This window comes from Bradyrhizobium erythrophlei (assembly GCF_900129425.1).
Classification (GTDB): Bacteria; Pseudomonadota; Alphaproteobacteria; order Rhizobiales; family Xanthobacteraceae; genus Bradyrhizobium; species Bradyrhizobium erythrophlei_C.
Window position 1 is genome coordinate 7,764,898 of sequence record NZ_LT670817.1, and the last position, 21,089, is coordinate 7,785,986.

Sequence of the window (21,089 nt, forward strand, 5' to 3'; positions counted from 1 at the left end):
GCAGCGTGATGAATGCCCGCCGTTTCAGTACCCCCAAACGGACGCGCCATTTGCTGTAGCTAAAGCCTAGCACTTTGCGGTTGGGAGTGCGGGAGAAATTGCACCCAACCGGCCTCAGAAGCTGATTCGGCCGAATGTCCGAGTTGGGTCCAGGTCGTGTGGAAACGTTTTTCGTTTCCCACGCAACCGGGCGCGACGGGCCTCGACGCGGCCGTCTGAGCCTATTTTTGCTGTATCGAGCCTGGAGTCAACCTGAGGACCGCGCTGAGCGAGATGAACGGTCACAAAGCGCGTACAACACAACACTCCTCATGCCCGGATCGCCGCGAGGAACGGTTTGATACCGACGATATTCATCACGCGCGTGAGGTTGTAGGCGAGCACGTGCAGCGCCATCTCAGTCGCCACCTTCGGCAGCGTCTTCATCAGAAAGTGCGTCGCACCCATCCGCATCTTCAGCGTGGCGAACGGATGCTCGACGGTTTCGCGGCGCACACGCATGGCTTGCGGGTTCTGATCGAGCCGCGTCTGCGCGGCCTCGACGACGTGTTCGTGTTCCCATCGTTTGATGCGGCGCTCGTTGTAGAAGCATTGTCGTTTTGTTTTTGTTACTCACGCCTGTTACCCCTTCACCGGTTGTTGTCGTTGATAATTAAAATGAACAGACTAGGCCCGCAGGAGCAGGCTTAGAGCTTTGTATGCACTGTCTAGGAACGACGCGCCCTTGTGCGTTATCCACGCGCGATTGATGCGCATGTCTTTGCGGTCGCGGACTTGCTGTATAAATCCAAGCCCGTCCTCACCGTGGCGGTCGCGGTCACCCAGGTCTAATAGGTGCCGCGTCATCACCGTTTTGTAGACGCCAGCAGCGTCAGCGTATTCCGTCACGCCCTTTCCCTCGGCACTGGCGACCCGCAGGAACGTCATAAAGTTCCCTAGGGTAATGGTCGGGCTCTCTTTCACAAACGGCTCTAGGGCCAAGAAAAGGGCCTGAGCAACCGCTTGGCGTTCGGCGGTCATAAGTGTCTTTTGGTGTGGGCTTAAATTCGTCACAGTATGTACTCCATTCCCAGTCTTTACGCGGAACCTCGTCTACTACCGCGCGCCCGGGCCGCGTCGCGTGTGATGATCTCAGTCATGGGGCAACCCCTGCCATGGCTTCGTCACCGCGTCAAAACGATATCGCACAGTTAATTTTTAACCTCGTTTCCAGTGCGCTACGGTAGAAGGCCGGTTCGCTTGCAATCGCGGGCCTCATACTCCTAGCTTTACCTGAGCGAACGCAATCCGCGTGCGCACAAAGGACCAACGACAATGAGTAAAGCTATCAAAGAGAAGACTTACGCGCTGGCGCTCGAATAGCCGAAACGAACATGGCAAAGATCGCGCCCCAAAATATTGACTATCGCAACAGGGCTCGCCGCAATCTTGAACGAGCGCGGGGCCAACTCAATTCGAATGATGATGAGCGACTTCCCTATGCGGTCTTGGAATTGCGGTTCGCGATGGAGGCGATCACCTATGATCGGGCGCAAGCCTTCAAGGATGACCTTCCTTACGAAGAATACAGCACGTGGCAGCCGAGGAAGTTGGTCGCGGTGCTGGCGGGCATCGACCCCAGCATTATGAAAACTTCGACGCTTCGGATTGGTATTGAAGATCAGCCGGGCGTGCCCTCAACGAACATGGAGATCCTTGGCACTGAGTTCGTTTTGACCGCCGACGATATCAAAGATCACTACGATGTGTTGGGAGGTGGACTTCATATTCCGACGATGGCCCAATTCCAAAAAGACAAACTCCCTGACCCTGTTATCCTTCGTGCGCGCTGTGACGAGATCGTTTCGATAATTGATCGCGTACTCACTTCGCAAGTGTGGAACAGCACGTTCAATGTGAGCAGTCACATCGATTGCTTTCGCTGTAAAACTCCGATGCGGAGACGACTGCCGCACGGCGTGAAAACTCTAAAAGCCGTGTGCTTCGAATGCAAAGCGGAATATGCCGTCAAGGACGAGGCCGATGGCAAGGTACTATGGTCGCCTGTCGTGAGCGAAGCGCCATGTGCCAATAGTGATTGCACCGCCAAGGTTTCCCTGTGGCCCGATGAGATCAAACCGGGGACATGTTGGACGTGCAAGGAATGTGGTGTTGTTTCAGAAATTTCGTTGAATGTCGGAGTGAAGGGTGCGGAGTGACGCCGGATTGGTCCCGGAAATTCGATGAGCCGGTCCCGCTGGGGAAAGGTCGGCAGCTTGTTCACCCTCAAGGACGCCGCGACCTACATCATCAAGTTTCCCGAAGCCGAGTACACGGCTCCGGCTGGCGCGCGACCGCTAGTAAGCGCGCTGAAGACTTGCCTGCCCTGTCCGACCCGTCTAGGTTGAGAACATGCCGAGCGCCACGAGCAGCACTGTTGGATGGATCGTCCTCTGGGCATGTCTCGCGCTCGGAATAAAGCTGATACTAAATCACTTCAGCAAAAGGACACGGGAAAAGCGGGAGGCCGAACACCGCGCGACGCTCAAAGCACGCCGCGAAGAGCGGGAAGATAAGCGGCCGACCATGGCTGAAGCTCTGGAGAGCGAGCTAGATTGGTATCGTCGCTTCGCAATCTCGGGCGATGACGAGGCGCGAAGAAACAACGCACTTTATGCGCGCCTCTTGATGGAAGACGACCTAGGCCTCTACGCCGAAGGCCCGAGGCCCTATGAGATTGATCAGGTGCACCGCGATATCCTTTTGGCCCATGCCCGCAAAGACGCAGCTGAAGCGCTCGCAACTAGTCGGACGCTGTTGCAGGAAGTTCGCAGCCTCACAAGTGCACTCAATGAACTTGTCCGTGCCGTTATTGTCTCGATGGTGGTTCTCCTAGCCGTGAGGTGGTGGAAGTCCGGCTTCGCTCTTTGGTGGCAGTGAGCCTTCAAAGGCGCGACTGTGGGGACGGTATTCGATGACAAAAGAAATGACAGAATACGGCCGGGCCGATCTAATTCAGGAGCTATTGGGGCTAAGTCCGTCGGTCGGCCAGAAACTCGCTGCCATCATCACCTTTGCGGGCAGCATCGAATATCATTTAGAGCGCGCGCTGTGGAAACTCCGGCGCATCGACCCGAAGGGCGTAAAACCCGACACGGATGCAAGAATGATCACCGATTTGATCGCGATGCTCGAAACATTCGCGGCCAGTCTGGCACCGGAAAAAGAGAAGACACTGCTTGAAGGTTGGTGCAAGTCAGCGCGCTCTGGTTTCACAATCAGGCACAACATCACACATGGTGTTGCGATGAAATTTCCTAACACGCTGGCTTACGCGCGAAATCCAAGATGGCATGGCGAGGTACGCAAGCGAGAGTTCGGTGATTTCTGGGCCGATGAGCCCACGCTTGATCTCGTGCGCGAGGCGATGGCTGTTCTCTTGCGGATCGTAATTCAACTCTCTAGAGAAGATGTTTCGCTGAAAGAGATTGCGAGCCCGCTAGCCCTCAAGGCACTTCGAACGGCGGGTTCGGTGCTCGGGGAGTTCGCCAGTCAGGATTACAATCCAAGCTTCGAAAAATACTAAGCGCGCCGCGCGGCGGCGCCGCCGGGGCGCATGTGCATGGACCTTATTTTGAGCCTCTTCCCAAGATGTCTCCCTTGCGCTTAGCAGTCATGGCTTTCCAATCAAAAAACATTCATGCCTGCCAGCCTTCGGTAAGTCGTCCCCGTTGTTTAGTTCAACTAGTTTTGTGTGCATTTCTCGCCCCATCGCGATTAACTGAAAGATGAATTGGTCACCAAACTGGACGACCGCGTACATCACCTGACCCTCGGGGCTATTATTGAAACGATAAACGAATTGTTCCGATAAGGGCTTTCTGTTTCTTTCAATTGCCGCCAACGCTGGAGCCATTCTTAAAATGCTCTCAATGTACTCCGGCGTCGTATCCCTAGCAGCGAGATCGATGTGATTGACGTAGAGGATGCCGTCAAAAATATGAGCGTTGTGCTTGTAGTAGAGAGCTTTGCCCAACTTGATCATAAAGCGCGTTATCATACCCTCCGTCAGCAGCCCGATATTTGCCGCTCCCCATCCCCGTTGCCGGAGTAAATCCCCCACGTCGCGACCAAACGTCGAGCGAAGGTCTCGCTTGATTTCATTTCGGCTTATGTCGGTCCACTCGGCGAGTAGGCGCGGCTGATTGTTTCTTACTCCGTCAACGAGCTTCCCCCATTCTTGCTGGTCAAGTTCGTTTAGGGTTTCCCTCAATGGGGTCCGGATCAGTACGGCAAGGCCCTGTTCATCAAGGCGCGCCTCCGCATTACACTTCTCGCAAGCAGGAAACTCATATGTCTCCGGCCAATGCCGTCTCACGAAAAAGCAGCGGGGAGGACAATGATCTGTCGTTGAGGCCGCGTCGCCGCAATAGACACATGAAGGATGCAGTTTCAAGAACTGCAATCTTCGAGTTTCTTTGAGTTTGGCTTCGCCCATGGCGTGAGGCTCACGGCTTCAATCCGACCATCACTCGGGCGCAATCGCTGATAACGTCCCCAGGATATCGCTTTCCTGACTTGGCAAATGCTGCCTTCACAACTTCCGCATCGTTCGGGTCGAAAGTCTTTCGGCTGACGAACGCCGTACCCAGTATCTCGCCAATCGACGACGTGCTGCCAACCACCAGACTGTTCTCGTTGGCAATACGATGGATGAGGTCTTTGCCGTCGGCCAGATGGTGATAAGCCAGCATCAAAAGCCGGTATTTTTGCGCTTCGTTCATTTCGTCAGCATAACCTGTTTGCCGCAGGAACTTCCTAGTGCGGTGGCCTTATCCACAATGCTTGAGGGTTGTTTTCCAGTGGTCACCATGGTCCGCAATTCGTCCACCGTGATCGACGCCGCCATACCGTTGGAGTAGCAGTCGCAATAGGCAGCGATCTTGGCATCGGTCAGACCGATCTTCGGCGTCAGCGGATTGGCCTTCTGGCTCTGCGCACAACTGAGTTTAGACGACCGAATGAAGTCATCGCGGTCCTTTCCGGAAAAAACCCCATTGGGCATAGCGTTGGCAACTTTCTCGTTGCGTTCGTAACGTGCGCCGTAGTCGGAGAAAAACGCCATGACGACCGCGAGGATCGCCCACAACACGAAGATGCCGCCTGCGTTGGCGGAACGAAAACGCAGGAAAGCCCATATGATCATTGGCAGTATCCCGGCGAGCACGTAAAGGCCAACACCGCCGCCAACGACATGCCCGACAAGGAAAGCCGGATCGGAGCTTAATAATGGGTCCAGCCACGCTTCAAAACCGGCAAATAGGATTGCCGCGACGAGATAGTAAAAACACAGCAACCCAATCGAGCTTCGCGACATCTCCAATTACCCCAAATTTGCGATGCAATTATAGGATGAACGCGGGCGCGTACGGCGGCAAAAAAAAAAGATACCTCAGCGGGGGAAGATATCCGTCACCTTAGCGAACGGCTGCCGCTTCTCACTGTGGTGCCGCGCCTTCGCGCCGATCACACGGCCCAGATCGAGCCTGCGGTTGAGGGCGAAGTAGACGTCGGTCCCATCCATCATGATCAAGCGCCGTGCTGTGAAGGCGTTGAAACTCTCCCCCGAGAAGCCGCCATAGCTGACGTACAGTCCCCGCGTCCAATCCGGGCGCTCAAGCAGTTTGCCTTGGAAGCCGTGAAGCATGCTCGCGTCGGCCGGTTTGTTGTGCCACTTGGCCTCGACAAGATACGTTGCACCGTCGTGCTGGAACGAGCCATCGATCTGTTCGCCGATGGTCCGAAACGATGCGTGCGCGTCGAGACCCCATGTGTCGAACCAGCGCTTAAGAAATCGCTCGAACGCGTATCCGCGTTGCTGCGGCGCTTCTCCCATCTGGGTTAGCGCCATGAACTCGGCCTCCAGCGCGGCTAGAATGGTCTCAGTCGGTCCGGCCAGTTTCTCAGGTGCCGGTCCCGGCGGCGGTTCGGTTGACGGATCAGCAGCGAGCGGTCTGCCGCCTAGTTTCACAATGAGCGCGCTGAGCCGGGTGCGGGCTTGCAGTACCTTGTCCTCCTCACCGCGCTCCATGCGTTCGGCCTCGCGGATTTCCCACAGCGCGCACAGCGCCTTAGTCACTGCATTGGTCTGACCGACTTCCAAAAAGCGCCATAAGCGCTTGCCTTTCGAAGTGCCGTGAATGGCATAAGCATCGTCGTAGATGTTAATGCCGATGTCCCGAGAGAAGAACGATGCGAACGTCTTGTTGCTGAAATTGAGCACGTATCCACCATACATGCCGAACAGGCTGTCGATCAGCTTCATGTCGACGGTAGAAAGGGTCGCCATCGTAGGGTCCTCGTTAGTTTCGCGATCATCATAGATCGCCAACAGCCATCGGCGATATGAACTAACTCTCGACCGTTATTTCCCGATTGCATTCGCTGCACCGGAAGTAGTCTTCGTGGCGAGTACCGCCGCCGATGGGATAGAGCGGGGGCCGTTGCTCCCTTTGCATCCAGCAGTATGGGCATTTGTACTCACCGCTGACCTTCGGCTGATACTTCCCGAGACGACCACTTGCATCCGCCGCAAGCTTTAAATCCGCGTGTATCGCGCTCCGGCGCGCTTCAAGCTCGTGAAGCTCCCGATGCAATGCAGTCTCACGAGCCTCAAAGCTCTCCTTCAAATGTATTGCGATATCGACCAGAGTGCTTTCGGTGCTCATGCAAACCTCGCCTCAACGGCACGTTGCATGTTGATCTAACTGTTTCGCCGGACGGAACCAACGGAAATCTGCTTTGGGCTAACCTTTTCTTCGCGGGATGCGGCGACATTGGCGCACGGGTTGCGTATCACGCCCGCCGTTCTGGAAAGCCGTCGCCGACCTCAACCCGGCGACGGCTTTGTCTTGCTGCATGAGGCTTGCGCATTCGGGCGGCTCCGCTACGTTGGGTTGAAGCCAACCTTCGGGACCTCCCTATGACCATGCCGACCCATCATCAGACAGAACGTGTTCGCGAAAAGACTGACACTGTCGAAGCAATTGAACATGCTCTTTCGAAGATTGAGGGCGAGGGCCGCGAACCGGACCAATGGGAACGTGCGTTCCTGCTTCAGGCGATGAATTGGCTCTTTCGCGGCGGCTACCGGCTTGCCACGGTGAACGCCGAGCTTGCCATGACGCCGCAGCACGAGCGCAGCCGGACCACGAATATCGAACCCGACCCGATGCTTGATCTCTGCGATATCGCGACGTTGAGGTCGGCATTTCGAGAGGGCACGGCGGAGCCAGTGCGAGAGTTCCCGGCTTTCGGTCGTATCATCAGAGGATCATAGATCGCGCGAACGTGCGCCGCTTGTAGATCCGAACGGTGAAGTTGCGTTAGTGCGATGAGGGTACCCATGGCTTGAACTCGAATGCTCGCGATGCAAGGCCCGGCGCGACGTTGATCTCTGCATCCTCCGCCACGTGCCAAGACATAGGTGCACGACCTCGCCGGGCGGCTCGTTTGTCAGAATTGCAAGAAGGTCAGGTAGCGCCCGGCAGCGACGATGCTCCAGCTTGCCCCGCGCTCGCGCCAGCCGCGCCGCAGGCTTCCAATACGTGTGTATGTGCCTTCCTCATCGCGCTCCATCAGCGCGGAGAAACCAACCACGTCAGCGGCGAGAATAGCTGCGAGGCGTCTGGTCGTACCCAGTCGGTAAGCCCATCTGACCGATCATCTCCTTCGGGTAGCGGTAGTCCCGAAAGCGACCGAACGCGGACGTAGTGGAATGTCTCACTTTTTGCGACGGCGGGGCAACCGGTACGAGCGCTGCCGCTCAAGCCCAGCCCAGCTCCTTAAACGCGACACCGGAATTCCAAATCTTCGTCATGTGGCTGATCTTGCCGTCAGTGAATTGCATCACGTAGACGTAGTCCGAATTCGTCTTCTTGCCGGTCGGCGCACACGGACCACCAGCTCCGGTATGAGTACCCGAAAAGACTGCATACGCCGCGACGTTGTTTCGTTCGGTATCGGTGGCGAAGGATTTCACCTCATAGGTGCCATCCGGCATTATCGTCAGTAGTCCCTTCATCCAATCCGCGTATTCCGCGAGAGTTTTAATTCCCGCCAGCGGCTCGACCTGAGCGGCGAAGGTCGCGTTTGGAGCACAATAGGTCTTGCAGACTTCCCAACCTTTTCCGGTCTCGCAGGCGACAAAGAAATCGTTAGCAATTGCGCTGATCGAGGTCATGAGTGCTGCCCCTCTGTTGGTTCATTGAACATCTCTTTAGCACCTTAGCTACGTTCAGACTATAATGCCGTTCTGCGCTCGGGTTGGCGAGCGGCCCCAAATGTTCTTTGGCCGGACCCCGGGAGGCCTCGGCGTTGGTAACAGTTAATGTCGCATATGGGCTTCTTCCGACGGTGACCGGCAGATCGCCTCTTCTCTTATTGAACGCAATCGAGACTAACTTTCTACGCGCAAGTTCGACGTCGGAGTTTTCACACAGCCTGGGTCAAAAGCGTCGTTTTGACCCTCCGCCTTCCGGTCTTCCCCGATAAGCAGACATTCTCACCGGCAACCCTGATAGGCTGTAGCTTCCCGCGCCCGGTGCGCTGACTTGCCCTATGAGCCCGGGCAAGCGTCCTAATGCCCTCCAGCGCCCTCGCCTGCCCCCGCCTCAAGCGATGCGGGCTGGAGCAGCGGCTTTGCTCTTCTTCCGGGTCGCCTCGACCCGGGTCGGCGTGTCTGGCACGAGCGGGGCATCGTGATGGGGTCCGAGCGTAAGCCCTAGCAACTCGAAAATCCGGCGGCTGATCTTCTCTTGCGCCTCTCGAAGAGCTTGCGAGTTCGCGATCATCAACTCGTTTGTGTACCTCGCGGAGACGCCTTGCAGACTGTGCCCCATGAGGAACGAAATCAGCATCTCGGAAATCTCCAGCGAGACCGCGATGCTGCGGAACGTATGCCGAAGCGCGTTGCCCGAGACCGGAATGCCCGCGCGATGGCCAGCCTGACGGACGCCCGGGAAGACAAGATCGGGAGCCGCGATCTCGTGATGCAGTTTCTTTCGTTCGATCACGCGGACCTCGCCGGACTTCATTCCGCGAAGGCCCTTCATTGTGATGGTTTGTGGAGGCGCGTTGATGGCCATCGCCAGCGCGAAAGCAATCTCGCCAGTGATCGGCAGCGAGATATCATTTCCGGCTTTCGCGTTCCGAATGATCATGCGCCGCGCGTCGAGATCGATATCGCTCTCGCGGATCATGGCCAGCTCGGTCGGACGACAGCCAGTCAAAAGCGCGGCGAGATGATAGCCCTTATGAACCGGGTTTTCGATCTTGTCCCACGCCTTGCGCCACGCCGAGAAGTCGGGGAAGTCAAGCACAGCTTTTGAGACCTTGATCTTTCCCAGCCTTATGCCCGAGGTCGGCGAGGCTGCCGGGTTGAGCGTGCGATCAAGCCGCGCCTCTTCGCGGTAGCAAGCTCTGATCAGCCGGGCGCAATGGTCTGCCGTCGTCGGGGTGGCCTTCGAGAGCTTCGCATGCCACGTCTTCACGGCTCGCGGGTTCTGCGACATCTCGGCGAGCGTCCACCCCTCCCATTGCGGCATGATGTGCGCCTCGGAAAGCTTGCTCGCATTGGCCCACCATCGCGGCGGCTTGCCTTTGGCTTCGGCTTGCGCCTTGAGATGGGCGAGGTAGTTTTCGAAGGCCGTTTTGAATGGCATCGCTTGGCGCTTGCCTGGGGCAGCAGTGCCAGCGGCGACAGCGCCCGAATAGATCAGGGCTTGCTTGCGCGCCTCATCCACGTCCATCGCAGGCCAGTTGCCGAGCGTCTTGAAGACCGACGACCGCTTACCTTTCGTCCGGCTCTGTTGACGGAAGCGCCAGACACTCGACTTCGCGCCGAGGAAGATGGTCAGGCCGAAGACCTTGCTGTCGGGATAGTAGCCGCGCTGGGCCTCGTCATCGTCGGCGAGATCGCGCAACCATTCGACTTGCTGATCGTCGAGCAACCTCGGTTTTCGCTTCGCGTTCGGGTCGGAATGCTGCGGAGCTTTGCCGTTGTGCGTGGTCGGAAAATGTTGTGCCATCGTGATGTCACTATGATGCCATTTGACTAGTTCGGATGCTGGGATTTTCAGCCACCGAGGCATCACAGATAACACTAGAAGCCTGCGAAACATGGGCTTTAGTCAATGGTTTCGGGCGTATCTCGTAACGTGGTAAAAAATCGGCTGATTAGATTGGGAAGCTGCCGTTCTACCATTGAACTACGCCCGCAAATCAATGACTTAGCTAAGTTCGACCTTCTATTTTAGTGGCCATTTGGTGGACACGAGCGGCCGTCGAACCTGCCCTACGAAAGGCCCTTTATACTGAATGTTTCGGCGCAATCTAGTGTGCTTTGGCAACGAGTTGAAACAGGACTTCTCGCAAGCCGATCTCTCCGCGACAGAGGCCGACAGAATTCTGCTTCAACATTCTAGTTTTAATGGAGCCAAATTTGACGGCTGCCGATGGACACGTCCAGTTTTCGCGCATGCAGACATGGCCCGAATATCGACCAAAGCGGTCGAGTGGGGCACCCCAGGTGACCGCGATTCAGACGATCGTGTTGCTGCTGACTTCAGTCATGCCAGACTGACTCATGCCGACCTCACGAAAGCGCAGATTTGTGGATTTTTCTATGGATCAGATCTTCGCAACACATCGCTTGTAGAAGCTGATCTATCTTTTAGCGATTTCGTGGGTCCGAACTTTTCTTTCGATATGAGCTTTGGTGGCGCTCGAATGAGGGGCGCCAAACTCCGACACTGCCGCATATCAAATGCAAGCTTTTACAGTTCTGACTGTCGCAACACTGACTTTTTTGGGACTCAGTTCTCTGATGTAAGCGTGGATGGCTGCGACTTGAGTCACGCGCACTTCGAAAATGCAGAAATCGAGCTGACAATGTTTTCGCCCGATCAGATGCAACAAGCCGAACTTTCGGCTGCTTACGATGTGGACAAGCTAGGGTTAGTGCAAATTGGTAACCGTTCTGTAGACTGACGCGGCATAAACGAAATAGTTCGCTTGGTTCGCGTGTGCCTTACCTGCTACTCTAAATATAAATAAGGTTCGTTATCAAAACCGAGCCGCCGCCGGCAACGGGCAGCCAAACAACTGCTGTGGCGATAATTCGTGGCGTCGAGCTACAGCACAGACCGAATCTCCGCTCGTCGCGATCTCCGCGACAATCCGGGCCTTGTCTTCTTCACGCCACGTCCGCCGCCGCCCGGCGCCGGTAAATGTTTCCAACCGGCGCCGGCTCGGTGATAGCACTACGTTCAGTGTCCATTCTAAGCCCAACGATCAAAACCAGACCGCAGACTTCCAGATCAGGGTATCATCCGGAAGGTGGGCACAGAACAGCGCAGACGATAGCGCTGTTGCACCGAGAGCTTTCATGAGCATCGCCCTTTGGTTCGATGAAGTATTGTTCGTAGACGCTGCATGCGACAAATGAAGCCTAAATAAAAATGCTGACGGTTTGCAGCACATGGGCAATTTTTACTTAATGGTTCGCTGATATCTTGCGGACTGTCCCGGAACTGCTTTCGCGTGCCGCGGCCATTGGTGACAAGCATGCAAACGATCGAAACGACCGATCCAAAAGAAGCGAGACGCTGCCGATACGCCCAGTACCGAGGCGAAAAAGCGCGTTGGCGTTAATGGGATCCACCATCACGGGGATGGTCCGGTCGGTGATGGAAGATAGGTCCAGCAGCCCCACACGTTGGATTGTCACGGTCGTTGGGATGCAGAGTATCGCAGCCTAACCCATCGGGTTTGGCGGCCGAAAAATAGCGAAGGCGCTGCATTCACTCGAATGCGACACCGATCCTGTTTGCACTTATCCAAGCGACCCGGCAGTTCCGGATCACACGATCCCTTTTGATCATCAACTGAAACCGATCTGGAACATAGGAGGGACTCGGAACTTCGATCGCGGCCCCTTCAGCAGAGACGTTTATCACGCGACAGCTCGTGACTCGATCCGCCGATTGAAATATACGCCGGTTCGTCAATCTCTGTACGCGGATGTTGACGCCTCTCGTCCATCTCGGCGTTCTACACCATTCGTCTCAAGCAAACGTAAAGCCGACTCCTCAAACGAAAAACCCCGCCATGCCGCGCGGAGGCGTGAACTTCGGCTGGCACCGAACGGACATGCCGAAGCAGTCGCCTCATGTCTGTTGTTGGGGAGAAGCGGACCTAGCTCAGATCCGCCCCGAGGTCTGAGTTTGACCCTGGCTGCGTGAAAACGAACTGTCTGCTATGATTCGCTTGGCGATTTGCCGGGGGCAATCATGAAACGCTTCGTTGAGGGTGCCGATCGCGGACAATCGACGTTGTTGCCGGAATGCCTCGATGAGTGGGTCGAGGAGAGCAATTGCGTTCGTGTGGTGGATTGCTTTGTCGACGGGCTCGATCTGGCCGATCTCGGTTTCGAAGGCGTCGAGCCTGCAGCGACAGGCCGGCCTGCCTACCACCCCTCGGTTCTTCTGAAGCTTTACATCTACGGCTATCTCAACCGAGTGCAGTCGAGCCGCCGGCTTGAGCGCGAAGCCGGCCGAAACCTGGAAGTCATATGGCTACTCGGTCGGCTCGTTCCCGATGACAAGGTGATTGCCGATTTCCGCAAGGACAATGGCCCGGCGATCCGCAGGGCATGCGCGAGCTTCGTCAATCTCTGTCGCCAGATGGGTCTGTTGGCGAAGGCGAGCGTCGCGATCGACGGCAGCAAGTTCAAAGCGGTCAATAATCGAGATCGCAATTTTACCCGGGGGAAGATCGATCGCCGGCGCGCGCAACTCGAGGAGAGTGTGGCGCGGTATCTCTCCCAGCTCGATACGGCGGATAGGCAGGAACCGTCCGAAGTGCTGGTGCTCAAGACGACGCGGCTCAAGGAGAAGCTCGACAAGCTGAAAGAGGAAATGGGCAAACTCGCAGCCTACGAGAAGCAAATGTTGGCCTCGCCGGATCACCAAATCTCGCTCACTGATCCCGATAGCCGCTCGATGGCAACAAGTGGGCGTGGCTCGGGCGTCGTCGGCTACAATGTGCAGGTCGCGGTCGACACCGTGAACCATCTGATCGTGACGCACGATGTGACGAATATCGGCTCGGATCGCTCACAACTGGCGAACGTGGCGCGGGAAGCCAAGGCCGTTCTGCAAGTCGATAAACTCGAAGCCGTCGCCGACCGCGGCTACTTCAATGGCGAAGAGATCCTGGCCTGCGAGCAGGCAGGCATTTGCGTGACGTTGCCCAAACCGATGACGTCGGGCGCGAAGTCGGAAGGCCGCTTCGGCAAGCAGGACTTCGTCTATGTGCCGGAGGAGGATGTCTATCGTTGCCCCGCCGGCGAGAAGCTCAAATTCCACTATGCCAATGAGGAACACGGGCAGAAGATGCGCCGGTACTGGACGAACGCCTGCAAGACCTGCGCAATCAAGGATCAGTGCACCACAGGCAAAGAACGCCGCATCACGCGATGGGAGCATGAGCACGTTCTCGAAATCGTGCAGCAGCGGCTGGATCAAGATCCCCAGGCCATGCGCCGCCGGCGCGAGACGGTTGAGCATCCCTTCGGCACGCTCAAGATGAGAATGGGCGCGACGCACTTCTTGATGAAGACGCTGCCGAAGGTCGCGAGCGAGATGGCGCTCAGCGTACTCGCCTACAATCTGACGCGGGTCATGAATATCGTCGGTACAAGGGCGTTGCTGGCAGCGATCAGAGCGTGAGTGTGGAGACCCCACTGCGTGCCGATACCGAGCCAGACCATGCCCAGCATTCCCCGCCACGACTCGGAGGCGGCCCCTGATCGCCCAACAGGAAAAAATTGCTCAGATCGGCCGTGTCGGACTACGCCGACCGGATCGTGGACGTTCCCGGCCCGCGTCAGCGCGTTATCACGCAACCAAGACCCTAAGGCGACTTCGGTCTCACGACCGATTTCCGCTTCGCCCCATAGAAGTCCTCCGAATTTCGGATTAGCGTCCCCAGCGATCCTGCCACAATCTTTCGCCGATCGTGCAGCTGACGCGCGGCTCCTTGTCCGATGCAGGCCTGACCGGGCGCTCGGGAGTTCGGCCTGCGACCTCTCGGATCAACTTCGTGCGGATCGCCTCCTTGAAATTCTCGCGGTCCTTGATCGGCACCACAAAGGCGCCCGGGCCGCCGATAACGCAATCCTCGTAGTACCAATCGAGATTATCGATATCCATCGTCGAATAGGATGGCTCCTTTATCATGATCGGCAAGCCGTTGATGACGATGCCTTTGGCCAGCGCCTCATCGCGAACGGGCGTGACCGGCACGCCATTATTGTTCGGCCCGTCGCCGGAAATGTCGATGACACGCCGTAATCCCCGGTAGGGGTCCTCATCAAACAGCGGTATCGCGAACGAAATCGCGCCTGAGATTGAGGTGCGCGATCCCCGGCGGACTGGTGTGTTCATGATTTCATCGGCGACGGCGTCAGCCGTCTCGGGACCGTCGATCACGCGCCAGGGAATAATGATCTTCTGATCGCTGGACGCGGACCATTCGAAATAAGTCACGGAAATCTTGCTGTTTGGACCAGTCCTCAACGCCTGCAAAAATTCCTTGGACACGATCGCCCGGGCGTACCCCTCGCGCTGGACGGCAAGTTCGTCCAAATCCATCGAATAGGAGACATCGACGGCGATCACGAGTTCGACATCGACGGACTGCAAATTGTCTTTGGCGTCGGTCAGTTGGCGTCTGGAATCCGGCGCGGCAATGCCAGCAACGTCACCAGCGGCCATCGCCCCCGCGACAAGCAACGCCCCGATCGAGACACACCAGCGCATGGCGGCCCTCCCGTTTCAAAGGGTATCGTGACACGCAAAACGCGCCGGTCAAAGCAGGAATATAAGCTATCCTTCACGTTGCAGTTAGTAGCGTCGGATCGACGGAATTCGTAGTGACTCTCTCCACGGCGGGGCTTTCTCGTTGTCCTGATTTCAAATCCAGCATGTCCATGTTCGTTTCGTCGTCAAAAGCAACTATGGCACATTATCTGATCGGAACATCGACGCTAAGCGAGGAACCTTTGTCTGATTCCTCAAAACTCCGCATGCGCGCGCGCCGAAAATACTGAAACCGGTCCCCGGTCAGCGTTGTAGGCGGGATCAGCGATGAACTGGTAGTCGAACGTCAGCGTGCTCCATTTGTTGAGGTTATAGGCATAGTATGCCTCGAGAATTTTCTCTTCGCGGTAGTTCAATTGGCCATCACCGATCAGCAAGCCCATGCCACCCGCTGCCAGGAAGTCACGGTGCGCGGCGGAAAGTCCGTTGATCGCCCCTCCAATTCCGATTGTGTCATTCGTCCGCCCCCAGGAGCTGCCCTTGATTGAGACACCGCCTGATATGCTGCGATCGATGTCGGTGAAGGACAGGGTCTCGGTCTGGCCATCGTTCCAGCTGGCGCGGGCGAAGATGCCGATGTCTTTGGTGATCGCCTGCTCCATGTTGGCGTAGAAGCCATATTTGAGCTGGATATGACGGATGCTTGCCGTCGTGGCATTAATATCGAGCGAAGGGTCGGCCGCCACCAGGGCCAGCGCCTCGCTATAGTTGGCCGTGTTCCCCTGGTTTCCAAAGACACCGAGCCGGAGTTTGCCGGGTCGATCTGATATCGCGTAGCGTTCTTCCAGTTCAACGACCGCGCCACCACCCTTGGAAGTCAGAACGTCGCTGTTGGGGGCTGACGGAACCTGGAACAGGCCGGCACGCACAGCCCAATCCTTGCGATTGAGTTCGACGACCGCGCCGCGCGTGAATCCCGGCAGATCGGCCGGGAAGTCATAGGCACCGGAGGACCAGATTGCCCAGTTCATGAAATCCGCGCGCGGATCCTTGGCGTAAGAATTGCCGTCGAAAAAGTCGCCGACGGCGAATCGCCCGACCGTCAGCGTGACGCGGTCGATATCGCGCTTTCCGGCGAGTTGAAGCGGACCATCCGCAACCTCTTCCTGCTCGCCGCCGAGGCCGAATGTCTGGCGGAAGAAATAGCGTTGCGGGCGGAATTTCGGAAAATCCGTGCCGCCCTTTTGCGCTTCACCATTCGAAAAGCCTGCCAGCCCGAGCGTAGTGTCCAAGCCGAATCCCTGCGCCAGTTCCGGGTTTAAATACAATTCGCCGCCGTCCCACAACCGCCATCCGAGAAACGCATCCGCCGTTAATGTCTCTCGGCCCTGGCCGCCTCCCGGAAGGCTGTTGGCGCCCTCATAGGGCGAGCGGATGCTCGGATACCCTTGCGCAATGAACGTGGTCTGCCCGTGAACATTCCAATCAGGCGATTCCGGTAGTTGCATCCCGTTGATGGGGGACGTGGCGGACGGAGCCCAGTGCGGCGTGTCCCCAAGCTGATAGTTCAGCCCGACCTTGATGGTGTGAATCCTGGGATCGACGTTGATGACCGAAAGCATTGCCTCGCCGAGACCATACGTCCTGCGCGCCAGGTCGATATAGTCGTATTCGATCTTTGCACTCCAATTGCCGCCAACGGCCATTTCCATGCCGAGGCCGGCCGTCCAGCCGACGTGCGGAAGCAACTGTGACGACAGCAGGCTGCCGTCACCCGCGTTGATATTGACCCTGGTTTGACCCCACGCCAATCCGCCGGTGACATAAGGAAGAATCGTTCCGAAAGCGTAGCCGATCCGACCTCGCGCCGTCGCTGCGTATTCCAGCGTCGTATTGAATGGCGCCGGATCAAGCTTCGGACGATCAACTGGGCTTGTGAATGACGCATCCGCCTCTACGCCGAGCACCACTCGATTTGGCAACTGAAGGTTATAGCCTGCCTGAAACCCAGCGATCATGCCCGTGAGGCTGTGGGGAAAAAATACCGCCTGCTCGGGAATAGGATTGGTGCCGGGACCAAGGCTACCTTGGCCGTAACCGACGTGCCCTCCGACATAAAGGCCGGTCCAATTGTATATAGCGGCTGGGACCGGCGCCTTGATCGGCTTGCTCGGCGGTAAATCGGCGGCGGCCGCGAAAGGACAAGTCGCAAGAACAACCGATGTCGTGCTTCCAATTATACAAATCCGCTTCATCACGTTTCTCATTACTTTGATCGTTTTGTGGGTGACCGCTATTCGATGATTGGTCCGACGCTCCAGCTCGCGGCCGAAACGGTTGGTTCAAGGCTGAGGCGACCAACGACTTGCTCAAGCACAGCGTCGCTCTTCGCGTGCGCCGTTAGCTGCGCGCTGACTTCAACACGTCCGCAGTCCGCAAGATCGGTGCTGTCGAGCCGCCGTAGGCTGAGCTGACCATTGCTGGTGCTTTGCAGCAGCAGCGCTCGGATATGCGCCTCTTCCGGATTTCGGCAGACAACGCGAACGCGATAATGGAAGTCCGTTTCGGTCTGCGCGATCGGCTGCCGGTTGATGAGCCGAACCAATGGTCGCAACAGCAGGTTGACGAGAATGACAAAACTGGTCGCCAGCGCCGCATGCAACGAATGCCCAGCGCCTGCGAGCATTCCTACCGCCGCCGAGCGCCACAAAGTGGCCGCGGTGTTGAGGCCGGTGACATGAAGTCCCTCGCGAAAGATGATTCCCGCACCCAGGAAGCCGATTCCGGAGACGACTTGCGCCGCCACCCGTGTGGGACTTCCTTCATCGGGAAACAAACCTGCGAAGATCACAAAGCTTGCGGCACCGATTGCGACCAGCGTGTTGGTCCGCAAGCCCGCCATCCGCTGACGCCATTGGCGCTCGAACCCGATGCTCGCGCCCAGCAGCGTTGCCGCTGCGAGGCCGATAGCCGCCTGATCAATCGATGCGCTCACAGTGGAAATCCTTCTCTACTTCCTGGTGCGTTCGCCGGCGGCGGCCCAGAGCCAGCAATGCTCCGGCCCGCTCCAGCAATCGCGTCGCTGACAAGGCGGTCTGAAGACCGCGGCGTGAGATCCTGCGCTGCCGGTGCAGGATCATCGCGCAGCGCAAGATGCTGCTTGCCAGCCGGAAAACTCCGATGGCGCCCCATCGTCTCGCGTTTGCAATCGGGGCCCTGATCAAGCCCCACCCGTCGCGAGTTGGAAAATACGAAGCAGGACGAGGCCACCGGCGGCGATAAGGTAGCCACGCAACACGATCATCCAGATGCGAGATGCAAGCGAAAGGCGGGCCGGAGGCAACTGGTCCAGTGGCGGCATGCGCCATTTGTCAGCGGCGACGTTCACCGCCCTGGATATCGACCCGATGTTCTCAGGTTCCAGTGTCTTCAAGCCACGCTGGGCAAACGAGACCCCAAGAGCCACTAGAAGCCCGACGACACTGCCCCCGATCAGGATGCTCAAGATGACCGTGTCGGAAATGTCGGGATAGAGAACCGATCCGGTGAGAATCACCGAGAGCATCACGAGCACGGCAACGACGCCGCCGGTGAAGAGGTTGAGCCTGCGCGAATTGACCCACGGACCGAGTACCGGCTTGTCGTTGCAAAGCAGCAGGAGAAACACGGTGGCGCCTGGCAGCAATACGCCGGCGAGCGTCTGGACGGCGCTGGTCAGCAGCCCAAGCTGGATGCCGGGAGTGAGGACGAGCACGGCCGCGAGAACGATGAGGCCGCAATAGATCGCATAGAATCCGAGCGCCTCGGTCGGCTTGCGGTGCAGGGAATGCCGCCATGAGAACACATCGCCGAGGGCATAAGCGGTGGACAGCGACACAGCGGATGCACCGATGATGCAGGCATCGAGCAGCGCAAGCGCGAAGAATATCGCCGGAGCTTTCCCGAAATACTTCTCCATGCCGGCGGAGACCGCGCCTGCATCGACGAAATTCCCGAATTCGGGGTGGCCGGCAAACGTTTGAGCCGTGAACGCCATGATCGCCAGTGCACCCGCGATCACGATCGCGATGCCGATCATGAGATCGACGCGCTCATACTTGATGAAGCGCGGCCTGATCCTCTTGTCGACCACATAGCTCTGTTGAAAGAACAGCTGCCAGGGTGCCACCGTGGTACCGACGATGGCGATGATCAGCAGCATCACTTCATTCAACGGCGCCCCCTGCGGCATCTTCGGCACCAGCATGTCCTGGATCATCTGGCCCGCCGGCGGGTGGATGAGAAGGAGGACCGGAAAGAGCAGAAAACTCCCGAGAACGAGGATGAGCGCGAAACGCTCAAAGCGGCGGAAGTTACCGGTGCCTGCCGCGAGCATGACGAGCGCAGCGGCTGCCACGACGCCCCACAGCTTTGGCAGTCCGAGATAGTCGAGCGCCAGCGTGATGCCGATGAACTCGGTGACAATCGTCAGCGCGTTGAGAAGAAACAGATCGATGACGCTGAACGCGCCCCAAAATTTGCCGAAGCGCTCAAAGATGAGCCTGGCATGGCCGACGCCAGTGACCGCGCCGAGACGCAGCACCATTTCTTGGTTCACGTAGAGAACCGGGATCAGCAGCACCAGAGTCCACAGAAGTGTCGTGCCGTAGTTCTGGCCAGCCTGGGTGTAGGTACCGAAGGCACCGGCGTCATTGTCGCCGACCATCACGATGAGTCCTGGTCCCAGAATGGCGAGCAGGGTCTTGAGCCGCGCTCTCAAGGTTAGCCTCGGCCCGAAATCGTCCTCCGCGATGCTGCCGAGCGCGCCGTGGATGTCGCCGAGATGGGCCTTGTCCAGTACGGCGGTGTGGATGGCAGGCGCGCCGCCTTCGTTGCCGAGCGTTACTGCGTTCAGGTCATTGATGACAGTCATGTTCATTCCTGTTCGGTCTTGGTCGGGGGCGGATTACGATGGTCGCTACGGGCTTTGGGACGCTTTTCGGCAATGCCGAGGGTGTCGGCGCGGCAGCGCATCTCGGTCCAGACATCATCAGGATCGATGCCGGCGCGATGCCACAGCGCGACGAGGTGGTAGAGCAGATCGGCGCTCTCCCGAACGATGCCTCGAGGGTGATGCTTGACCGCCTCGAGCGCCACTTCTCCGGCTTCCTCGATGACCTTTTGCGCGGTCTTGCGGGTGCTCGACGCGAGCAAGCGCGCCGTGCGCGGATGACTCTCGGGCGTTACCTCTGCAAGCGATCGGTAGAGTCGATCGAGTTCGCCCGGCTGCTGGCTTGGCGGCGCGATGCCGGAAAGTGAATCCGGCGCCAGCGGGTTTTCGGTCTCGCGTGGAGACGATGCGGGGGCTTGCGCGCGCACGGCGCGGGGCTGGCGCGGGCCGCTACTGCGACGGCGTGTCTCGCTGCGGCGAGAGCCATCGCCGTGCAAATCGTGATATTTCAGATCGGAAAATTTGACGGCGTCCGTCATCCTCTGCCTCCGTAGTCGCCTCGGTGCCGGTAACCGGCGGCACGAAGCGAGCGGAGCAGCTAGACGCCCACGCCACCTCGGCCGGATCGGATCACGGCCTCTACAAACTCAGTGCGGTTGTTCCCCAAAGGGGCTCCCGTCGCGGCACCGGAGCGGTGGGCGGCGGGACGTCTAGGTCCTTCGTCCATGTCGTTCCCTTGCTTATCCGGCCAGCGCCAAGCCGCAGCCGCGCGGTCGCGTCGACGACAGGCCGGAAGTCCGGCCCGCCGCAGCGTGTTCATCGAAGTCGCTGATCGGTGCATCGCCGTTGGGCTCGGCCTGCCAGCGGCATTCCAGCCGGCCATGATGATTGAACCAATGACAGACCAGCGCCGGGGTTGGAATCCGGCGCTGGCCCTTCGGGCGGCGAAAACCCGGAAGGTTGTCATTGGAATGCGGTTCGTTGAAAAGCCCGGCCCCGCCCAGCGCAATGCGCCGCGACTGCAGAGGCCGGAATCCTCCGAATTTAAAGTCTGCAAGTCTGGATTTAGCGAGTCTTTTGAACATCGCTCACCTCCACTTCCGCTTTGCGCGGCAGGCCAGTGAGCGAGACAGTCAGCTAGGCGCGACCATCACTTCTCACGCGGCCCGGGCCGGCGCGATTGATCTTGATGTCTTGCGGCATCGCTGGCCCGGTCATGATCGCCGGGGTGACGTTGCCAAAGGTGGTACTGCCCATGTGCTCTTCATTAGGGTTGAAACGCTTGTCTCGAACGTATG

The 21,089-nt window shown here is 58.0% G+C and carries 23 protein-coding genes and 1 pseudogene; 7 read left to right on the plus strand and 17 right to left on the minus strand.

The features are described 5' to 3' along the window. Positions 1 to 309: 309 nt before the first annotated feature. Both B5527_RS36880 and B5527_RS36885 read right to left on the minus strand, forming a co-directional pair. Positions 310 to 600 (minus strand): annotated as a pseudogene (locus B5527_RS36880) (transposase); the annotation flags it as partial. Positions 601 to 666: 66 nt separating this feature from the next. Next, complete coding sequence (locus B5527_RS36885; RefSeq protein ID WP_079605867.1) at positions 667 to 1,020, minus strand: hypothetical protein; 354 nt, start codon at positions 1,018 to 1,020, stop codon at positions 667 to 669. A gap of 353 nt (positions 1,021 to 1,373) precedes the next feature. Between B5527_RS36885 and B5527_RS36890 the strand changes: the two genes are divergently transcribed. From B5527_RS36890 to B5527_RS36900, 4 genes are read left to right on the plus strand one after another with little or no spacing between them, the layout of a single operon-like run. Further along, positions 1,374 to 2,198: a hypothetical protein gene (locus tag B5527_RS36890; protein ID WP_079605868.1), complete on the plus strand. Its 825-nt coding sequence runs from the start codon at positions 1,374 to 1,376 to the stop codon at positions 2,196 to 2,198. A 24-nt stretch (positions 2,199 to 2,222) separates the two neighbouring features. Then, the gene (locus tag B5527_RS44865) at positions 2,223 to 2,387 is read left to right on the plus strand and encodes a hypothetical protein (protein ID WP_154072716.1); all 165 of its coding nucleotides are present in this window, start codon (positions 2,223 to 2,225) and stop codon (positions 2,385 to 2,387) included. Positions 2,388 to 2,391: 4 nt separating this feature from the next. After that, the gene (locus B5527_RS36895) at positions 2,392 to 2,919 is read left to right on the plus strand and encodes a hypothetical protein (RefSeq protein WP_079605869.1); all 528 of its coding nucleotides are present in this window, start codon (positions 2,392 to 2,394) and stop codon (positions 2,917 to 2,919) included. A 34-nt stretch (positions 2,920 to 2,953) separates the two neighbouring features. Next, on the plus strand, positions 2,954 to 3,565 hold the full coding sequence (locus B5527_RS36900) for a hypothetical protein (RefSeq protein WP_154072717.1): 612 nt from the start codon (positions 2,954 to 2,956) through the stop codon (positions 3,563 to 3,565). Between the two features lie 87 nt (positions 3,566 to 3,652). Here B5527_RS36900 and B5527_RS36905 read toward each other — a convergent pair whose 3' ends face one another. The 5 genes from B5527_RS36905 to B5527_RS36925 all read right to left on the minus strand — a co-directional run bounded on the left by B5527_RS36905 (position 3,653) and on the right by B5527_RS36925 (position 6,707). Beyond that, positions 3,653 to 4,477 (minus strand): hypothetical protein, encoded by an 825-nt coding sequence (locus B5527_RS36905; RefSeq protein WP_154072718.1) that lies wholly within the window; start codon positions 4,475 to 4,477, stop codon positions 3,653 to 3,655. 10 nt (positions 4,478 to 4,487) lie between these two features. Beyond that, positions 4,488 to 4,763, minus strand: coding sequence for a hypothetical protein (locus B5527_RS36910; protein WP_079605872.1), 276 nt, complete (start codon positions 4,761 to 4,763; stop codon positions 4,488 to 4,490). Next, positions 4,760 to 5,356 (minus strand): hypothetical protein, encoded by a 597-nt coding sequence (locus tag B5527_RS36915; protein WP_079605873.1) that lies wholly within the window; start codon positions 5,354 to 5,356, stop codon positions 4,760 to 4,762. Before B5527_RS36915 ends, B5527_RS36910 begins: the two co-directional genes overlap by 4 nt. Before the next feature lie 75 nt (positions 5,357 to 5,431). Next, positions 5,432 to 6,328, minus strand: a complete 897-nt coding sequence (locus tag B5527_RS36920; RefSeq protein WP_079605874.1) for a restriction endonuclease — start codon at positions 6,326 to 6,328, stop codon at positions 5,432 to 5,434. A 61-nt stretch (positions 6,329 to 6,389) separates the two neighbouring features. After that, positions 6,390 to 6,707: a hypothetical protein gene (locus tag B5527_RS36925; protein ID WP_079605875.1), complete on the minus strand. Its 318-nt coding sequence runs from the start codon at positions 6,705 to 6,707 to the stop codon at positions 6,390 to 6,392. A 254-nt stretch (positions 6,708 to 6,961) separates the two neighbouring features. Here B5527_RS36925 and B5527_RS36930 point away from each other — a divergent pair, with 254 nt between their 5' ends. Then, positions 6,962 to 7,318 carry a hypothetical protein gene (locus B5527_RS36930; protein WP_079605876.1) on the plus strand — a complete coding sequence of 119 codons (357 nt, stop codon included), beginning with the start codon at positions 6,962 to 6,964 and terminating at the stop codon, positions 7,316 to 7,318. Positions 7,319 to 7,804: 486 nt separating this feature from the next. Here B5527_RS36930 and B5527_RS36935 read toward each other — a convergent pair whose 3' ends face one another. Continuing rightward, positions 7,805 to 8,221, minus strand: a complete 417-nt coding sequence (locus tag B5527_RS36935; protein ID WP_079605877.1) for an ester cyclase — start codon at positions 8,219 to 8,221, stop codon at positions 7,805 to 7,807. A 430-nt stretch (positions 8,222 to 8,651) separates the two neighbouring features. After that, complete coding sequence (locus B5527_RS36940) at positions 8,652 to 10,067, minus strand: integrase family protein (RefSeq protein WP_172842775.1); 1,416 nt, start codon at positions 10,065 to 10,067, stop codon at positions 8,652 to 8,654. 325 nt (positions 10,068 to 10,392) lie between these two features. On the opposite strand from B5527_RS36940, the gene B5527_RS36945 reads away from it, so the two are divergent. Next, positions 10,393 to 11,028 carry a pentapeptide repeat-containing protein gene (locus B5527_RS36945; protein WP_172842776.1) on the plus strand — a complete coding sequence of 212 codons (636 nt, stop codon included), beginning with the start codon at positions 10,393 to 10,395 and terminating at the stop codon, positions 11,026 to 11,028. 75 nt (positions 11,029 to 11,103) lie between these two features. Here the strand turns inward: B5527_RS36945 and B5527_RS36950 are convergent, their stop codons facing one another. Both B5527_RS36950 and B5527_RS47460 read right to left on the minus strand, forming a co-directional pair. Next, complete coding sequence (locus tag B5527_RS36950) at positions 11,104 to 11,301, minus strand: transposase (protein ID WP_245332397.1); 198 nt, start codon at positions 11,299 to 11,301, stop codon at positions 11,104 to 11,106. A gap of 539 nt (positions 11,302 to 11,840) precedes the next feature. Then, positions 11,841 to 11,996 (minus strand): PilZ domain-containing protein, encoded by a 156-nt coding sequence (locus B5527_RS47460; protein WP_338065067.1) that lies wholly within the window; start codon positions 11,994 to 11,996, stop codon positions 11,841 to 11,843. Between the two features lie 333 nt (positions 11,997 to 12,329). Here B5527_RS47460 and B5527_RS36960 point away from each other — a divergent pair, with 333 nt between their 5' ends. After that, complete coding sequence (locus tag B5527_RS36960) at positions 12,330 to 13,769, plus strand: IS1182 family transposase (protein WP_079600895.1); 1,440 nt, start codon at positions 12,330 to 12,332, stop codon at positions 13,767 to 13,769. 249 nt (positions 13,770 to 14,018) lie between these two features. Here B5527_RS36960 and B5527_RS36965 read toward each other — a convergent pair whose 3' ends face one another. From B5527_RS36965 to B5527_RS36995, 6 genes are all read right to left on the minus strand, one after another. Beyond that, on the minus strand, positions 14,019 to 14,861 hold the full coding sequence (locus tag B5527_RS36965; protein WP_079605880.1) for a DUF1194 domain-containing protein: 843 nt from the start codon (positions 14,859 to 14,861) through the stop codon (positions 14,019 to 14,021). A 254-nt stretch (positions 14,862 to 15,115) separates the two neighbouring features. Next, positions 15,116 to 17,116, minus strand: a complete 2,001-nt coding sequence (locus B5527_RS36970) for a carbohydrate porin (protein ID WP_154072719.1) — start codon at positions 17,114 to 17,116, stop codon at positions 15,116 to 15,118. Between the two features lie 38 nt (positions 17,117 to 17,154). After that, positions 17,155 to 17,856, minus strand: a complete 702-nt coding sequence (locus B5527_RS36975) for an MgtC/SapB family protein (protein WP_079605882.1) — start codon at positions 17,854 to 17,856, stop codon at positions 17,155 to 17,157. Positions 17,857 to 18,081: 225 nt separating this feature from the next. Next, on the minus strand, positions 18,082 to 19,773 hold the full coding sequence (locus B5527_RS36985; RefSeq protein ID WP_079607798.1) for an NRAMP family divalent metal transporter: 1,692 nt from the start codon (positions 19,771 to 19,773) through the stop codon (positions 18,082 to 18,084). Between the two features lie 2 nt (positions 19,774 to 19,775). Further along, on the minus strand, positions 19,776 to 20,330 hold the full coding sequence (hisE, locus tag B5527_RS36990) for a phosphoribosyl-ATP diphosphatase (protein WP_079605884.1): 555 nt from the start codon (positions 20,328 to 20,330) through the stop codon (positions 19,776 to 19,778). A gap of 201 nt (positions 20,331 to 20,531) precedes the next feature. Continuing rightward, positions 20,532 to 20,876, minus strand: a complete 345-nt coding sequence (locus tag B5527_RS36995; protein WP_079605885.1) for a hypothetical protein — start codon at positions 20,874 to 20,876, stop codon at positions 20,532 to 20,534. Positions 20,877 to 21,089 lie beyond the last annotated feature (213 nt).